A 14,773-nucleotide genomic window follows, 5' to 3' on the forward strand; every position below is an offset into this window, starting at 1 on the left:
GTGCTGCATCGGCAGCACCAAGGTCAGCCGCGGACGATGTTCTCCGCCTGCGGGCCCTTCTGCCCCTGCGTCACGTCGAACGTGACACGCTCACCCTCCACGAGCTCGCGGTATCCGGTGCTCTGGATGTTGGAGTAATGGGCGAACACGTCCGGCCCGCCGTCCTGTGCGATGAAGCCGAAGCCCTTCTCCGAGTTGAACCACTTCACAACGCCAGATGCCACTGAGTTCGTCCTTTTCATGCTGCTGAGGCGCGCCCTTGGTGCGCCGGCGGACCCCCGTAGTCGGGCCGCCAGGGCACTAATTACCGCATGTCCCTGCCACAGCGCTACCGAATACGCCGATGCAGGACCAAGTGGTCGCTCGAGTGGCCTGCCACCGCGCACCGAGGACGAAGCGACCCGGGAGGGTCGCAATCGGGATGATCGGGGCGCAGGTCAGAGAGCCGCTTCGACGGACTCGGGGCTGCGGCGGGCGGCGGCGACTCGGGCAGGAGGTCGGCGGCGGAGAACGTCGCAGCCGCGATCTTTACGGTGCAGAACACCTTGTCCTTGGCGGACAGTGGACGCGCCCCTCATGGCGCCCGGAGCGGTGAACCGGCGTCGGCACCCATCCGGACCTCGTCCGCCGGGCAGAGGTGGGTGCCCATGTTGCGCTCCATCATGCGCAGTGCCGCGTCTGCCAGGTCGCGGTGGATGTGGGCGACAGCGTCACTCGCGACGGTCGTCGGCAGGTGACGGATGTGCGCGTCGAGCGCCGAGTACAGCACGCACTGCTCGGTGACCTGCCCGCACAGCACGAGATGGCCGACGTTCTGCCGGTCCAGGAGGTACTCCAGCGGAGTCTGGAAGAAGATCGAATGCCGGGCCTTGACGACGAACAGCGAGTCGCCGTCGGGCTTGACCGGTTCGACCAGGTCGCCGTGCGGGCCGGCGAGCGCCATGTCGAGGATCTCGTCGTGATGGGAGCGCCAGCGCCCGAAATTGTCGTTCACGTAAATGACGTCCACGCCGATGTCGCGAGCGCGTGAGATCAGCCTCCGCACGCCTGGGAGCGCCTCCCGCACCGAGGGGAGCAGCAGTTCCGCGTCCTCGTGCTCATACGTGTTGATCATGTCGATCACGACGAGCGCGGTCGTTTCCTTGTCGTGCATGCGTAGCGGACCTCGATGGTTGCCGTGGCAACGGCGGGTGGCCAAGAGCCAAGGCGGCCCCTACCTACTTCGCGGGCCGGCCCCAAGCGTGTCCGAGGTACCGCGACGGTTGCGGCGGAGGCTGTCGGGGCGCAGCGACGCTGCTGCGAGTGCCAGAATCAGTCCGATCACGCCGACGATGACGTTGTTGGTGATGGTGCGTGTGGTGCTGACATTGCCCGTGATGCACCACGGCGAAATGATCGTCCACAGGGCGATGATCGCTGCCGCCCAAGCCCTGGAGTGGGCCCGTTCGAATCCGCGTCCCATGCCTCCCATGAGCAGGGCGTACGCGATTCCGGCGACGAGGTTGTTGACGGCGATCGTCGACAGCGCGTTGAAGCCGAACAGTGCGTTGAAGCCCACGATCCACGGTGAGGCGGCGAGGTAGGTACCGGTGAGCAGACCCATGGCCTCTATCGCCTGGCTGCGGTTGGTGGCGGTCGCACGCTCGTAATCTGCGCGAAGTTCCAGCAGGTCAGGGTGCTGCTCGATGCCGGGTTGCGTCCGTGACATACGGACCATCTCCGTTCATTTCGAACATTTCATTTATCTCCCTACCCGAACTCATGCATCCGAGTCCAGCCAAACGCGCCGAAGAGCAGCGACCCCATCGTGGCGGTCTCCGACCACTGGTACCGACCCGGGGCACTCCCAGGTGGACCATGCCGCACCACACGGCCGGCGTGCCTCGGACGGGTGTCGTGCGCCCTTCGAACGTACGCGCCGACCGATCGCGGCCGCTGAGGCGTCTCACCCGTGTCAGCGGTTCAAGAGACAGGCCCCCGGCGCTTCGCAGCGGCGGGGGCCCGGCTCTCGGCCGAGGGGACGTCTGGGGGAGGTCGACGAACCCTCAAGCACGAAGCCAAGCCTTGCCCTCGACGCCCACGGTTGCCAGCCGAGCGGGGCAATCGGGTGAGAGGTGGCCCACACTCACGGGCCACGTCTCCGCGGACGCGGGGTCGCCGCCACTCCAGGATGCACCTGCTTGCGCCCAGTTCAGCAGCAGCGATGGCGTGCCGCCTTCATCTCCGCTTCGTGGAGATGGTCGCGCCCCTCGGCGAGTTCGGCGAGCAGGCGGCGTTCCAGATCCGCGAACGGTCGGTAGTACGTGCGGTTGTAGGCCTCGATGATCTGAAAGGTCCAGTGCCCGGGGATGACGTTGCGCCCGAGGATCTCGCGCTCCACGGCGTCGGCTTGTGACGCATGACCGGCCTCCCGCAGCAAACGCACGGCACGGTCCAATTCGAGGTCCGCGGTACCGGTCAATTGGTGGAAGCCGTACAGGTGCCCGCGGGCGCGCTCGGTGGTCTCCAAAGCCTTCGACAAGGACCCGAGGGCCTCGACCGTCAGATCGTCCACCCCTGCCGGACGCCGGTGCGCGGCGTCCGGCGGCTCCCGCTGTGCCTCTGGTTCTTCGCTCACCCCTGCCGTATGCCACGCAGGAGGGCAGATCTATCCCCCGCCTCACCCGCAGGGCGGTGCCGAGGTGGCCCATAAGCCCTGACCTCGGACTCACGGAATCGCCCGGCCTGAAGGACAGCGGGGGCCCTCGGCCGTGTGGCGACCGCCATACGCCGGGGTCCTCCGCCACCTCCTAGACTCGGCTCTGCTGAAAACCGGCTGACTTCTGGCGGTCGCCGATGCCCGGAGGAGTTGCGATGCAGGTAGCCGTGGTGACGTTCGACGGGTTCAACGAGCTCGACAGCTTCATCGCCGCCTCCTTGATCAACAGGTGCCGCAAGGACGGCCTGGAGGCCTTCATCACGACACCGACGCCGGTGGTCAGCTCGATGAACGGCGTCGAGGTGACGGGGCAGCGCCCGATGGAGTTCGTGCGCGAGGCCGACGTCGTACTCATCGGAAGCGGCGTGAAGACACGCGACGTGGTCGCCGACGACCGGTTGCTCTCGATGCTGCCCCTCGACCCTTCGCGACAGCTGATCGGTGCGCAGTGCTCCGGCGCGCTGGTGCTGGCGCGCCTCGGGTTGCTGGGTGACATGCCGGCGTGCACCGACAAGAAGAGCAGGCCTTTCGTCGAGGCCTGCGACGTCACCGTGCTGGACGCGCCGTTCCACACCGAGGGGAACATCGCCACGGCGGGCGGCTGCCTGGCGTCCCAGTACCTCGCGGCATGGGTGATCAGCCGGACGCTCGGGGAGGACGCGGCGCGCGGCGTCATCGACTACGTGGCTCCGGTCGGTGAGAACCAGGAGACCGTCGAGCGCGCCATGCGGGCCGTCCGCGCGGGCGAGGTCGCACTGCACTGACACCCCACGGGTCCGCGGGCTTCGCGCCTGAGGGCCCGAGGGCGCGCGGGCCCGAGGGCGCACGGGCGCGCGGGCGGTCAGGCCATGCCTGCCGCGTCCAGCATGGCCGTGGCGGTGGCGACGGCCAGCCCGCCCAGACCTTGGGCCTGGGCTACGGCGCGGGAGCTGGATCCGTCGAAGGCGATCGTGAGCTGGCGCGCCAGCACATCCGGATCGCGCGCGGCACCGCGGCTCGCCTCCTCACGGAAGAAGTCGGTGAGCGCGTCCTTGTAGCGTCGCGCCACCACCCTGGCGGGGTGGACGGGGTCCTTGAGTTCGAACGCGGTCGCCAGGAAGGGGCAGCCCAGGTACTCCGGGGACGCGGACAGCGACTCGAGCCGTTCGAAGACATGCATGATGCGGTCGCGCGGTGGCAGGTCGGCCCCGGACGCGGGCAGCAGCTGGGCCAGGTAGCGGGACCCCGCGCGCTCCAGGCTGGCCGCGAGGACGTCGTCCTTGCTTGTGAAGAGCTGGTACATCGACCGCTTGGAGACTCCGGCCGCCCGGCACAGCGCCTCGACGCCGATGTTCACGCCCTCCCGGTAGAAGAGCGCGGCTGCGGAGTCGAGGAGCCGCTCACGGCTTGGGCTCGTCGCAGTCGCAGCCGCCGCCGCGGAATCGGACGAGGCCCGTGCGGTCGAAGTCATACGCCACAGGCTACGCCCGCTGCTTGCCAGGGAGAAACCGATCGGTTTACGGTGCAGAAAACCGATCGGTTTCCGCCGTCGGCCGCAACGCAACCGGGAGCAGCTCATGACCGCGATCGCAGGTTCGACAGTTCTCGTCACCGGAGGGAGCCGGGGCATCGGCAAGGCCTTGGTCGAGTCCCCGTACGCCCGGGGCGCCAAGAAGGTCTACGCCACCGCCCGCGACCCCCGCAGCGTCACCCACCCCGGCGCGGTCGCACTGCCCCTGGAGGTCACCGACCCCGCGTCGGTCGCCGCCGTCGCGGCACAGGCACAGGACGTCACCATCCTGGTCAACAACGCGGGTGGGTCCGTCGGGGCGTCCTTCCTGACCTCCCCGGTGGACGACGTCCGCCGCGAGTTCGAGACGAACTTCTACGGCCCCCTCCAGATGACCCGGGCCTTCGTCCCGATCATCGAGGCCAACGGCGGCGGCCACCTGCTCAACGTGCACTCCGTCCTGTCCTGGATCGCTCTCGCCGGTTCCTACAGCGCCTCCAAGGCAGCGCTGTGGTCCCAGACCAACTCGCTGCGCCTGGAGCTGAAGCCACGCGGCGTCAACGTGACCGGGCTGCACGTCGGTTACGTCGACACCGACCTGGCAGCGCACATCGACTCCCCGAAGTCGTCGCCGGAGAGCGTCGCCGAGCAGGCGCTGGACGGCATCGAATCCGACGCGTACGAAGTGCTGGCCGACGAGCGCTCCCGCCAGGCCAAGGCGGGCCTGGCGGCCGACCCCGCCGCCCTGTACCCGCAGCTGGCTCCCTGAGCGAACGCCTCGAGCGGCGGACCAGCGGAAAAGCGTCGGGCCCGGCGACGTCGTATCGTCAACGTGTAGGAGTTTCCTCACCGAACGAGGTCGGTGAGATGGGCACCTTGGATGGGGCATCCCCCGCCCGCACCCCGGCCCTCGGTGGGGGCCCGGCGGCGTTCGTGGTGGACGCGGCGGGCCTGGTGTGCGGTTGGAGTCCGGCGGCCGAGCGTCTTCTGGGGTACGAGACTCCCGAGGTCGTGGGCAGACCGGTGAGCGAGCTGTGCCCGGTGCTTCCGTGGGGCTCCCTCCAGGAGCTGCTGCCGGCCGCGGAAAGCAGCAGCACTCCCTGGCTCTCGGTCGTCCTCATGCATCGGCTCGGCCGTGCTGTGCCTGTCGCGCTCATGGCCTGCTCCGTGACCTCCGCCCTCCCGGACAGCGAGCGAACGGTGATCCTGGTGACCGCCGGCCCACTGCCGCAGATCTCGGAGAACGAGGCGGCGCGCAGCTTGCTCGACCACCATGAGCACATTGCGGCGGTCGGCCTGAGAAGGCGTATGGAGGCCGCTCACGCACCGGACCACAGCGCGGCCGAGATCACCCGCTCGTACGTGCCCGCCCGCAGTGGCACGGGAGTGAACGGCTCATGGAGCGACGTTCTCCCGCTGTCCGGTATGCGCGTCGCCTTCAGCGTCGGTGACGTCTCGGTGTCCGGGGTACAGGCCACCGTCTGCATCGGGTTGATCGGCGCCGCGGTCCGGGCCCTGTCGGAACTCGATCTCGCACCCGAGGAAGTCCTCGCCCGGTTGGACGACATCGTGTCGCGCTATGCCACCGGCGAGCCCGACGAGTGGTCCGCGTGGTTCGTGGAACGGCTGGTCGGCGCGACGTTCCTCTACGCGGTGTGGGACCCGGTCGGGCGCCGCTGCGTGCTGGCCAGCGCCGGCCATCCCCCGCCCGCCGTGGCCGGTCCTGACGCATCCGTCCACGTCCTCGAACTGCCGGGCAACCGGCCCTTGGGCATGGGCGAGCCGGTCTTCGAACCCCTGGACCTGGAGCTCGCCGAAGGCAGCACCCTGCTCTTCCACACGGCCAGTCTGGTGCGCGCGTGCGGCACCGACGACGCCGTCCCCCGGCTGCTGCGCACCGCCATGCGGCGCAGCGGCCGGTCGGTCGAGGACGTCTGCCGGGGCACCGCGGACATCGCGGCGCCGCTCCTGGCGGCCGAGGACGACCTGTCGCTCCTCGTGGTCCGGACGCGCGGGCTCAGCGACGACCACGTGGTCACCTGGGAGCTGCCGCGCGACCCTGCCGGTGTCGCGGGCGCCCGCTCCCTCGTGGTGCGGCAACTGGACCGGTGGGGCATCGGTGACCTCGGCTTCACCACGGAGCTGATCGCGAGCGAACTGGTCACCAACGCCATCCGCTACGGCCGTGAGCCGATCCGGCTGCGGCTGATCCACGACCGGACCCTGATCTGCGAGGTGTCCGACGGCAGCAGCACCTCCCCGCACATCCGCCGGGCGAACACCACCGACGAGGGAGGGCGCGGTCTGTTCCTCGTGGCCGAATGCTCGCGGTGCTGGGGGGTGCGGTACACCGGCCAGGGCAAGACCATCTGGGCCGAACAGGCGCTCGGTGCCCGCGCGTCTCAGACGTGAAGCGGCTCGGCGAAGAGCTCCCGGGCGGCTTCGATGAGTTTGCCGAGATCCCCCGCGGCAGCCCGGTCGCGCCGCCATATCAGGGCGGTCTCCAGCAAGGGCTCGAAATCCTCGAACGGCAGAACGAGCGTGTTCACCATCGCGTAGCCGTGCATGGGGCTTTCCGAGTTCAGTATGGAAAAGTAGAAGGCCATTCCACCGGAAACCACTTCGGCGATTCCGTCATAGCCGGTGTCGGTGAGCTTGATACGTTTCCTGACCCCGCGTTCCGCCATTTCCCGGTCGAGCAGTTCGAAACAGGTGGGCCTGATCTCCCTGGGGGAGATGACGAAGGAAAGGTCGCTCAGGTCGGCAAGGGCCACCGAGTCCCTCCCGGCGAACCGGTCGGCGGGCACCACGGCTCCCAGCCGTTCCGACAGGACGGGCAGGACGTCCAGCAGGGGGTCGCTGATCGGCAGTCGGGCCAGCGCCAGCGCGAGTCTGCTCTCGCAGACGCCCGTGATGAGGGCCTTGGAGCTGCCCGGCCAGGTGAGGAGCTCGCACCACTCCCCGACGCGCTCGGCGAGCGAGGTGACCTGCTCCCTGGTCCGCGGGTGCACCCCGGGAGGGATGCCCACGAACATGGTGCTGCGCACCGGCCCGGTCGCCTCACGCAGCCGCCAGGGAATGGAGTTGATCTGCTCCAGGACGTCCCGCGCGATGGGCAGCAGTGCCTCGCCGGCCGGCGTGAGCGTGACGTGGTGCGTGGTGCGGTCGAAGAGCCGCTCGTCGAGCTCCCGCTCGAGGTCCCTGATCCGCTGGCTCAGCGGCGAGGCGGCCATGTGCATCCGGCGGGCCGCCGCAGAGAAGTTCAGCTCCTCCGCAACCGCAACGAAATACCGCAAATGGAATATCTCCACTCCCACACATTAACCCTGATCCACCGGCCGGGAGCCGGCGCGCGATCGAGCCTTCCGGGGCTTCGGGAAGCGTGTGGGCGGACTCGCGCTCACGCCGGCTCGGCCGTGGCCCCGGTCGGCCGGTCCGTCGGCAGGACCCACGGCGCTGCGCGCGGAGAAACCCGGAAGCTTTTCCTGGATAAAAGCACAACGGCCCATGCCGCATCATTGTGCCCGGAAACCCGAGGTCGCTTCACACGGCGGGCACGGCGGTCCGCACTTCGGTGTGACCGCTGCGGTCACACCGTTGTCAGCAATTCGATAATTCCGTTGCCCGCAATATGCGCTTAGCGTTTCTTTCGTAGCCGGTCGAAGCAGCGAAAGGACGCGACAATGGCGGAAAAGCACTTCTCCGGACCGCTCGACGGGGTGCGGGTCATCGACCTCTCCACCGTGGTCATGGGCCCCTACGCGGCCCAGATCCTGGGGGACCTGGGCGCCGACGTCATCAAGATCGAGTCACCCTCGGACTCCCTTCACGTGGGCGAGTACCGCAACACGCCGGGCATGACCCCGCTGCACCTCAACGTCAACCGCAACAAGCGGAGCGTGGCGCTGGACCTGAAGGACGAGGCCGAGCACGCCAAGGCGCTTGAGCTCATCCACTCCGCCGACGTGCTGATCACCAACATGCGCCCCCGCGCACTGGCCCGGCTGGGCATCACCTACGAGGACCTCGCCGTCGCCAACCCGGGCCTGGTCTACGCGCATGCCGCCGGCTTCCGCGCCGACTCCGACCGGGCCGACGCCGCCGCCTACGACGAGACCGTGCAGGCCGCCTCCGGACTGGTCGACATCTCCAACCGCGCCCTGGGCACGCCGCTCTACCTGCCGTCCATCCTCGCGGACAAGGTCTCGGGGCTGACCATCGTCTACAGCGTGCTCGCCGCCCTGGTGCACCGGGACAGGACGGGGTCGGGTCAGCAGATCGAGATCCCGATGGCCGACACCCTGATCACGTTCAACCTGGTGGAACATCTCGCCGGGCACACCTTCGATCCCGCGACGGGCCCCACAGGCTACCCGCGGTCGCTGTCCGAGCACCACAGGGCACGACGTACCAGGGACGGCCTGGCCGCCGTGGTCCCGTACAACCCCCAGAACTACCGCGACCTCTTCGCCGCCGCCGGCCGCCCGGACCTCGCCGCGGACCCACGCGTCAACGGCCCCTCCCTCAACGTGGCCGACGTGGACGACCTGTCGGACCTGGTCGACGAGTGCACCCCCGCGCTGACCACGGCCGAATGGGCCGAGGTGTGCGCCAAGCACAACATCCCGATGGCTCCGGTGCTGGAGCTGGACCACTCGCACGAGGACCCCTACGTCCGCGAGGGCCACCTGCTGGAGACGGTCGAGCACCCGACCGAGGGCCCGGTGCGCACGATCGGGATCCCGGTGAGGTTCTCCGCCACGCCCGGCTCGGTCCGCCGGCTGGCCCCGGTGCCCGGCCAGGACACCGCTGAGGTCCTCGCCGAGCTGACGGACGCCGGCTGAGCCGCGCGGAACAGTGGGAGAAACCATGAGCAACAGCGAAGTGCGCGTCCAGCGGATCTGCTCCACCCTCCTGATCACGATCGACCGCCCGCAGGCACGCAACGCGGTGAACTCCGCGGTCGCCGCCGGCCTGGCCGCCGCGCTCGACGAGCTGGAGGGCGACGGCACCCTGCGAGCCGGTGTCCTCACGGGAGCGAAGGGCACCTTCAGCGCCGGTATGGACCTCAAGGCCGCCCTCAACGGCGACCTGCCCGTGATCCCGGGCCGTGGATTCGGCGGCCTGACCGAAGCCGAGCTGACCAAGCCGCTGGTCGCCGCCGTGGAGGGCTTCGCCCTGGGCGGCGGCTTCGAACTCGCCCTGGGGTGCGACCTCATCGTCGCCGCCGAGGACGCGACGCTCGGCCTGCCCGAGGTCAAGCGTGGTCTGATCGCCGCGGGCGGCGGCGTCATCCGGCTGCCCCGGCGCATCCCGTACCACCTGGCCATGGAGTTCCTGCTCACCGGCGAGCCGGTCACCGGCCGCCGCGCCGGGGAACTGGGCTTGGCCAACCGGGTCACCGCGCCCGGTGAGGCGGTCGCCACCGCCCTGAAACTCGCCGAGCAGCTCGCGCACAACGCGCCGCTCGCACTGGCCGCGGTGAAGAACCTCCTACGGCACACCGACGGCACGCCCGAGACCGACGCCTTCGCCGCGCAGCGCGAGGCACAGGACGCCTTGATGGCCTCGGCCGACGTCCGCGAAGGCATGACCGCCTTCGCCGAGCGCCGCGCACCGCGATGGGCGGGGAAGTGACATGCGGATCCCCGACGTACGCCGCCACGCGACCACCCCACTGACCAGCCCGGCGTTCGCACCCGTGGTGCCTCGGTTCACCGACCGTGAATACCTCAGCGTCGTCTACCGCACCGACCCCGACGCCCTGCGCGCCGTCGTCCCCGAGCCCCTGCGGATCGAGGAGCCGCTGGTCCGGTTCGAGATCATGAAGATGAACGACGTCACCGGGTACGGCCCCTACACCGAGGGCGGCCAGGCGGTCCAGGTCGCCTTCGAGGGTGAGCGCGGCGAGTACCTGCACGCGATGTACCTCGACAACTTCCCTGCCACAGCGGCCGGACGCGAGGTCGGCGCCTACCCGAAGGTCATGGGCGCGCCGAAGCTGTACGTCGACCACGGCACGCTGGTCGGCACTCTGGACTACGGCTCGCTGCGGGTCGCCACCGCCACCATGGGCTACAAGCACGAGGCACTCAATCCACACGAGGCCGCAGCACAGATCACCGTACCGACCTTCATGCTCAAGACCGTCCCGGGCTACGACGGCGTGCCGCGCGTCCAGGAGTTGGTCCGCACCCGGATCACCGACGTGGTGGTCAAGGCCGCCTACCGGGGCCCGGCCCGGCTGCAGTTGTTCCAGCACGTCCTCGCACCGCTGGCCGACCTGCCCGTCCTGGAGGTCGTCTCCGCCGGGCACATCCTCACCGACCTGACCCTCGCCCCGGTCGAGCCGGTCTTCGACTACCTCAAGGCAGGCACGCGATGACGCACCACTTCCGCACCGCCGCGGTGATCGGCGCGGGCACCATCGGACTGTCCTGGACGGCGCTGTTCGCGGGCCACGGACTGACCGTCCGCGTGAGCGACCCGCGCCCCGATCTCGCCGAGGCCGTCGAGACGGCGCTGGCACGGTTCACACCGCACCTGGCCGCCCTGGGTCTTGACGTCGAGGGCCTGGCCGACCGGGTCCACGTCGCGGCCGACGTCACCGAAGCCGTCCACGACGCCGACGTCGTACAGGAGAACGGCCCCGAGGACATCGAGTTCAAGAAGCGGCTGTTCGCCCGGCTGGTGGAGGAGGCTCCCTGGCACGCGCTGCTGCTGAGCTCGTCGTCGGCGATCCCGGCGACGGCCTTCACCGGTGACCTCCGGGACGCGAGCCGGGTCCTCGTCGGCCACCCGTTCAACCCGCCGCACGTGATCCCGCTCGTCGAGGTCGTGCCGGGCGAGTGCACGAGCGAGGACGCCGTCCAGGACGCCGTGGACTTCTACACCTTCCTGGGCCGGACCCCGGTCGTGGAACGCAGGGAGATCGCCGGCTTCGTCGGGAACCGCCTGCAGCACGCGCTCAGCCGGGAGGCCGCCTACCTCGTCCAGCAGGGCGTGGTCACACCGGACGACCTCGACAAGGTGCTGACCCGTTCACTCGGCATCCGCTGGGCGACGGTCGGCCTCTTCCTCGGCCAGCACCTCGGCGGCGGCCCCGGCGGGTACCGCCACCTGGTCGAGCACATCGGGGCGTCCATGGGGGAACTGACGGCGGGTGAGCCGTCGAAGCGTCCCGAGGACCGGCTGCGGGTCGTGGAGGCCGTGGAGAAGGCCTACGGCTCCCGCGCGTACGCGGACCTCGCCGAGGAACGCGACCGCAGGCAACTCGCCGTGCTCTCCGCACTGGACGGCGACGCCGGCGACGCCCACACGCACGCACACATCGAGGAGAACTGACATGACCACCATCGCCGAGCTGCACGAGCACCTGGCCGCCGACTTCTACGACTACGAGTCGCTGCTCCCGGACGACGAGCGCACGATCCTGCTCGCGGCCCGTACTTTCCTGCGGAAGGAGATCAAGCCGCTGGTGAACGACAGCTGGGCCAAGGGCGAGTTCCCCGAGGAACTGATCGGGAAGTTCCGCGGCAGCAGGCTGGCCGCGCTGGCCTACGAAGGCTACGGCGAACACCAGCCCGCGACCAGCCACCTGCTCGGCGGCATGCTGGCCATGGAGATGACCCGCGTCGACGCCTCGGTCGCCACGTTCTTCGGAGTCCACAACGGACTCGCCTTCTACTCCGTCCACTCGGGCGGAAGCCGGGAACAGCGCGAACGGTTCCTGCCGCGGATGGCCACCATGGAGAAGATCGGAGCGTTCGCCCTCACCGAACCGCTGGGCGGCTCCGACGTCTCGGGCGGCATGCGCACCACCGCCCGGCGCGAGGGCGACACCTGGGTGCTGAACGGGGTCAAGAAGTGGATCGGCAACGCGACCTTCGCCGACTACGTCGTGGTGTGGGCGCGGGACGTCGACGACAACCACGTCAAGGGGTTCGTCGTCGAGAAGGGGACCCCGGGATTCGTCCCGGAGAAGATCCAGGGCAAGATCGCGCTGCGGATCGTGCAGAACGCCGAGATCACCCTCACCGGCGTCCGGGTGCCGGAGGCGAACCGGCTGCAGAACATCAACTCCTTCCGGGACGTCGCGGAGATCCTGCGGATGACCCGCAGCGGGGTCGCCTGGCAGTCGCTGGGTCTCATGATCGGCGCGTACGAACTGGCCCTGGACTACGCAAAGCAGCGCATGGCGTTCGGCCGTCCGATCGCCAAGTTCCAGATGGTGCAGGACCTGCTGGTCAAGAGCCTGGGCAACATCACCGCCTCGTGGGGCATGCTGACGCAGCTCGCGCACCTGCAGGACTGCGGCATCTTCCGTGACGAACACTCCGCGCTGGCCAAGGGCTTCGTCACCTCGCGCATGCGGGAGGTCGTCGCCTGGAGCCGCGAGGTCTTCGGCGGCAACGGCATCCTGCTGGACTACGACATCGCACGGTTCTTCGCCGACGCCGAGGCCCTGTACTCGTACGAGGGAACCCGCGAGATGAACACGCTGATCGTGGGCAAGTCGATCACCGGACAGAGCGCCTTCGTGTGAGACCACGAACGAGCCGTCGCGGACACCTTTGCCGCACGTGCGGTGATCGCACGTGCGGCATCCCACCCGCAACGGCGTCAGGAGTCCGGCCAGGACGGCACCGGCACAGCCTCACGGCCGGGTGAGCCACCCCACCGCACAGCCCCCACACCGTCCTTGACGGAGGATCCCATGCCCGTCTTCCACGCCCATGTCCCCGCCCGGCGTTACTCTCCGACGCAGAAGCGCGCGCTGGCGGACGCGCTCAACCAGTCACTGGTCCAGGGTCTCGGGATACCCGAGGGCGACCGTTTCATCATGATCAGCGAACACGGCGAGGACGAGCTCTTCCTTGACCCGACGTTCATGGGGATGCAGCGCAGCGGGAGGGGTCCTTCGCCGAGGACGAGCGGGCACGGTTCCGCGGCGAGGCCGCGCGCACCGTGGCCGTCGTCAGCGGCGACCCCGCGGTGGCCGCGTCCTACCGCGCGCAGGAGGCAGTCGACTTCTACCTGCAGCCCCGGCCCGACGGCGTGTGGGAGAACAAGGTCACCGTCCGGTCCACCCGCGCGGCCCGTATGTACGAGCCCGGGACCTGGATCACGCGCGTCTCCCCCACACCGCTGCTCATGGTGGTCGCGCGGGACGACACGGTCACCGTGACCGACCTGGCGCTCGCCGCCTACGAACGGGCGCTCGAACCGAAGCGGCTGCGCCTGATCCCCGGCGGGCACTTCGACCCGTACGTCGGCCGGTTCGAGCAGGCGAGCGCCGCCGCACTCGCCTGGTTCCGTGAGCACCTCGCCTGACGGGCGACCGTCGGTCGTCTTGCGACGGGCCGGGGTGGGGCGCCGTCCTCGTGCAGGGTCAGGGCAGCTCGATCAGGACCCTGCCGACGGCGCCCCGCTCGACGGCCGCGTGGGCGTCGGCGACCCGCTCCGGTCTTGAACGGCTCCCAATCTGAATGATATCCATCATGCAGATATCGGACACATTATCCCTGAGCTGGGCGTTCACCTGGCCCAGAGCGCCCGGTCGATGACCGGCTCAGCGCGTTCGGCGATGCGATCCACGCCCCCTCGGAGCGCCTGCATGTGCGCCGATACCGCGAGCCGCGAGGGCGCATGATCACCTGCGCAGCCGGTGTAGAGCGGGTTCATGGGCACCGTTTTAGACTGTGATTTCGGGCGTCACGGCGTTTCCCAGGTCGCATATTCGGGTTCCAGCCGAGTGCGCCGTGTCACCACGCTCGCGGTGTGCCCACTCCATCGCGACGCACCAAGCGAAGAGCCCCGTCCTCAGGCAAGGGAGTGCACTTCAACCTCATCGGTCCCATTGGTGCGCAGGTGCCGGCATCTGCGACGAGACAGGAGCGAGGAAACGATGGACGTCCAAGCGAACACCTACGCGCCGGACGAGACGGCCCTGCTGATCATCGACCCGTACAACGACTTCCTGTCCGAGGGCGGGAAGCTGTGGCCGGCCGCAAAAGAGGTGGCGGAAGGCATCGGCCTGCTCGACAACATGCGCGCCATGCTCGGTGCGGCACGTGACCTGGGCTTCCACGTCTTCATCGTGCCTCACCACCAGACGACACCCGACGACTACCGCACGTGGGACCACCTCTCCCCGACCCAGCGGCGTGTCGTGCAGGGGCAGACCTTCGCCGCCGGCAGCTGGGGAGCCGAGTGGCACCCCGACTTCGTACCGCGCGAGGACGAGCTGGTCATGCGCCAGCACTGGGCCTCGAGCGGCTTCGCCAACACCGACCTGGACATGCTGCTCAAGCAACACCGCATCCAGAAGGTCATCTTCATCGGCATGAAGGCCAACACCTGCGTCGACACCACCGCGCGCTTCGGCCAGGAACTCGGCTACCACGTCACGCTCATCCGCGACGCCATCGGCGCCTTCAGCTGGGACGAGATGAAGGCGACGTTCGACATCAACGGTCCCGCGTACGCGCACGCCATCCTCACCACCGACGAATTCCTGACGATCGTGGGCAAGCAGCCGCAGGCGATGGCCATGTGACCCGGCTCAGGAGGCCGGGCGCCGGCTC

General features: G+C 69.2%; 17 protein-coding genes and 1 pseudogene. 11 read left to right on the forward strand and 7 right to left on the reverse strand.

What is annotated here, in order from left to right; translation table 11 throughout:
• Positions 1-23: 23 nt before the first annotated feature.
• The 4 genes from ACFV3E_RS29140 to ACFV3E_RS29155 all read right to left on the reverse strand — a co-directional run bounded on the left by ACFV3E_RS29140 (position 24) and on the right by ACFV3E_RS29155 (position 2,617).
• On the reverse strand, positions 24-224 hold the full coding sequence (locus ACFV3E_RS29140) for a cold-shock protein (protein ID WP_499509724.1): 201 nt from the start codon (positions 222-224) through the stop codon (positions 24-26).
• 350 nt (positions 225-574) lie between these two features.
• On the reverse strand, positions 575-1,153 hold the full coding sequence (locus ACFV3E_RS29145) for a cysteine hydrolase family protein (protein WP_500537350.1): 579 nt from the start codon (positions 1,151-1,153) through the stop codon (positions 575-577).
• A gap of 60 nt (positions 1,154-1,213) precedes the next feature.
• Positions 1,214-1,708 carry an SPW repeat protein gene (locus ACFV3E_RS29150; RefSeq protein ID WP_500537351.1) on the reverse strand — a complete coding sequence of 165 codons (495 nt, stop codon included), beginning with the start codon at positions 1,706-1,708 and terminating at the stop codon, positions 1,214-1,216.
• Positions 1,709-2,191: 483 nt separating this feature from the next.
• Positions 2,192-2,617: a hypothetical protein gene (locus tag ACFV3E_RS29155; protein ID WP_500537352.1), complete on the reverse strand. Its 426-nt coding sequence runs from the start codon at positions 2,615-2,617 to the stop codon at positions 2,192-2,194.
• A gap of 236 nt (positions 2,618-2,853) precedes the next feature.
• On the opposite strand from ACFV3E_RS29155, the gene ACFV3E_RS29160 reads away from it, so the two are divergent.
• Positions 2,854-3,462 (forward strand): DJ-1/PfpI family protein, encoded by a 609-nt coding sequence (locus tag ACFV3E_RS29160; RefSeq protein WP_500537353.1) that lies wholly within the window; start codon positions 2,854-2,856, stop codon positions 3,460-3,462.
• 77 nt (positions 3,463-3,539) lie between these two features.
• Here the strand turns inward: ACFV3E_RS29160 and ACFV3E_RS29165 are convergent, their stop codons facing one another.
• Positions 3,540-4,148, reverse strand: coding sequence for a TetR/AcrR family transcriptional regulator (locus ACFV3E_RS29165; protein ID WP_500537354.1), 609 nt, complete (start codon positions 4,146-4,148; stop codon positions 3,540-3,542).
• 106 nt (positions 4,149-4,254) lie between these two features.
• Here ACFV3E_RS29165 and ACFV3E_RS29170 point away from each other — a divergent pair, with 106 nt between their 5' ends.
• Positions 4,255-4,956 carry an SDR family oxidoreductase gene (locus ACFV3E_RS29170; protein WP_500537355.1) on the forward strand — a complete coding sequence of 234 codons (702 nt, stop codon included), beginning with the start codon at positions 4,255-4,257 and terminating at the stop codon, positions 4,954-4,956.
• A 98-nt stretch (positions 4,957-5,054) separates the two neighbouring features.
• Positions 5,055-6,599 carry a SpoIIE family protein phosphatase gene (locus tag ACFV3E_RS29175; protein WP_500537356.1) on the forward strand — a complete coding sequence of 515 codons (1,545 nt, stop codon included), beginning with the start codon at positions 5,055-5,057 and terminating at the stop codon, positions 6,597-6,599.
• Here the strand turns inward: ACFV3E_RS29175 and ACFV3E_RS29180 are convergent.
• Entirely contained in the window at positions 6,590-7,504 is a 915-nt protein-coding gene (locus ACFV3E_RS29180) for a LysR family transcriptional regulator (RefSeq protein ID WP_500537357.1), read from the reverse strand. The two genes, ACFV3E_RS29175 and ACFV3E_RS29180, sit on opposite strands and share 10 nt — an antisense overlap.
• Positions 7,505-7,870: 366 nt before the next feature.
• On the opposite strand from ACFV3E_RS29180, the gene ACFV3E_RS29185 reads away from it, so the two are divergent.
• The 7 genes and pseudogenes from ACFV3E_RS29185 to ACFV3E_RS29215 all read left to right on the forward strand — a co-directional run bounded on the left by ACFV3E_RS29185 (position 7,871) and on the right by ACFV3E_RS29215 (position 13,520).
• On the forward strand, positions 7,871-9,031 hold the full coding sequence (locus ACFV3E_RS29185) for a CaiB/BaiF CoA transferase family protein (protein WP_500537358.1): 1,161 nt from the start codon (positions 7,871-7,873) through the stop codon (positions 9,029-9,031).
• 25 nt (positions 9,032-9,056) lie between these two features.
• Entirely contained in the window at positions 9,057-9,824 is a 768-nt protein-coding gene (locus tag ACFV3E_RS29190) for a crotonase/enoyl-CoA hydratase family protein (protein WP_500537359.1), read from the forward strand.
• Position 9,825: 1 nt separating this feature from the next.
• A complete protein-coding gene (locus ACFV3E_RS29195; protein ID WP_500537360.1) occupies positions 9,826-10,572 on the forward strand; it encodes an acetoacetate decarboxylase in 747 nt (248 codons plus the stop codon).
• The gene (locus tag ACFV3E_RS29200; protein WP_500537361.1) at positions 10,569-11,531 is read left to right on the forward strand and encodes a 3-hydroxyacyl-CoA dehydrogenase NAD-binding domain-containing protein; all 963 of its coding nucleotides are present in this window, start codon (positions 10,569-10,571) and stop codon (positions 11,529-11,531) included. Before ACFV3E_RS29195 ends, ACFV3E_RS29200 begins: the two co-directional genes overlap by 4 nt.
• A 1-nt stretch (position 11,532) precedes the next feature.
• Complete coding sequence (locus ACFV3E_RS29205; protein ID WP_500537362.1) at positions 11,533-12,732, forward strand: acyl-CoA dehydrogenase family protein; 1,200 nt, start codon at positions 11,533-11,535, stop codon at positions 12,730-12,732.
• Between the two features lie 171 nt (positions 12,733-12,903).
• Positions 12,904-13,056: pseudogene (locus ACFV3E_RS29210) on the forward strand (tautomerase family protein); the annotation flags it as partial.
• A 98-nt stretch (positions 13,057-13,154) separates the two neighbouring features.
• A complete protein-coding gene (locus ACFV3E_RS29215; RefSeq protein ID WP_500537425.1) occupies positions 13,155-13,520 on the forward strand; it encodes an alpha/beta hydrolase in 366 nt (121 codons plus the stop codon).
• A gap of 204 nt (positions 13,521-13,724) precedes the next feature.
• Here the strand turns inward: ACFV3E_RS29215 and ACFV3E_RS29220 are convergent, their stop codons facing one another.
• Positions 13,725-13,871, reverse strand: a complete 147-nt coding sequence (locus ACFV3E_RS29220) for a hypothetical protein (RefSeq protein WP_500537363.1) — start codon at positions 13,869-13,871, stop codon at positions 13,725-13,727.
• A 223-nt stretch (positions 13,872-14,094) separates the two neighbouring features.
• On the opposite strand from ACFV3E_RS29220, the gene ACFV3E_RS29225 reads away from it, so the two are divergent.
• Entirely contained in the window at positions 14,095-14,745 is a 651-nt protein-coding gene (locus tag ACFV3E_RS29225) for a cysteine hydrolase family protein (protein ID WP_500537364.1), read from the forward strand.
• Positions 14,746-14,773: the final 28 nt, after the last annotated feature.

This window comes from Streptomyces sp. NPDC059718, assembly GCF_042733315.1.
Taxonomy (GTDB): domain Bacteria; phylum Actinomycetota; class Actinomycetes; order Streptomycetales; family Streptomycetaceae; genus Actinacidiphila.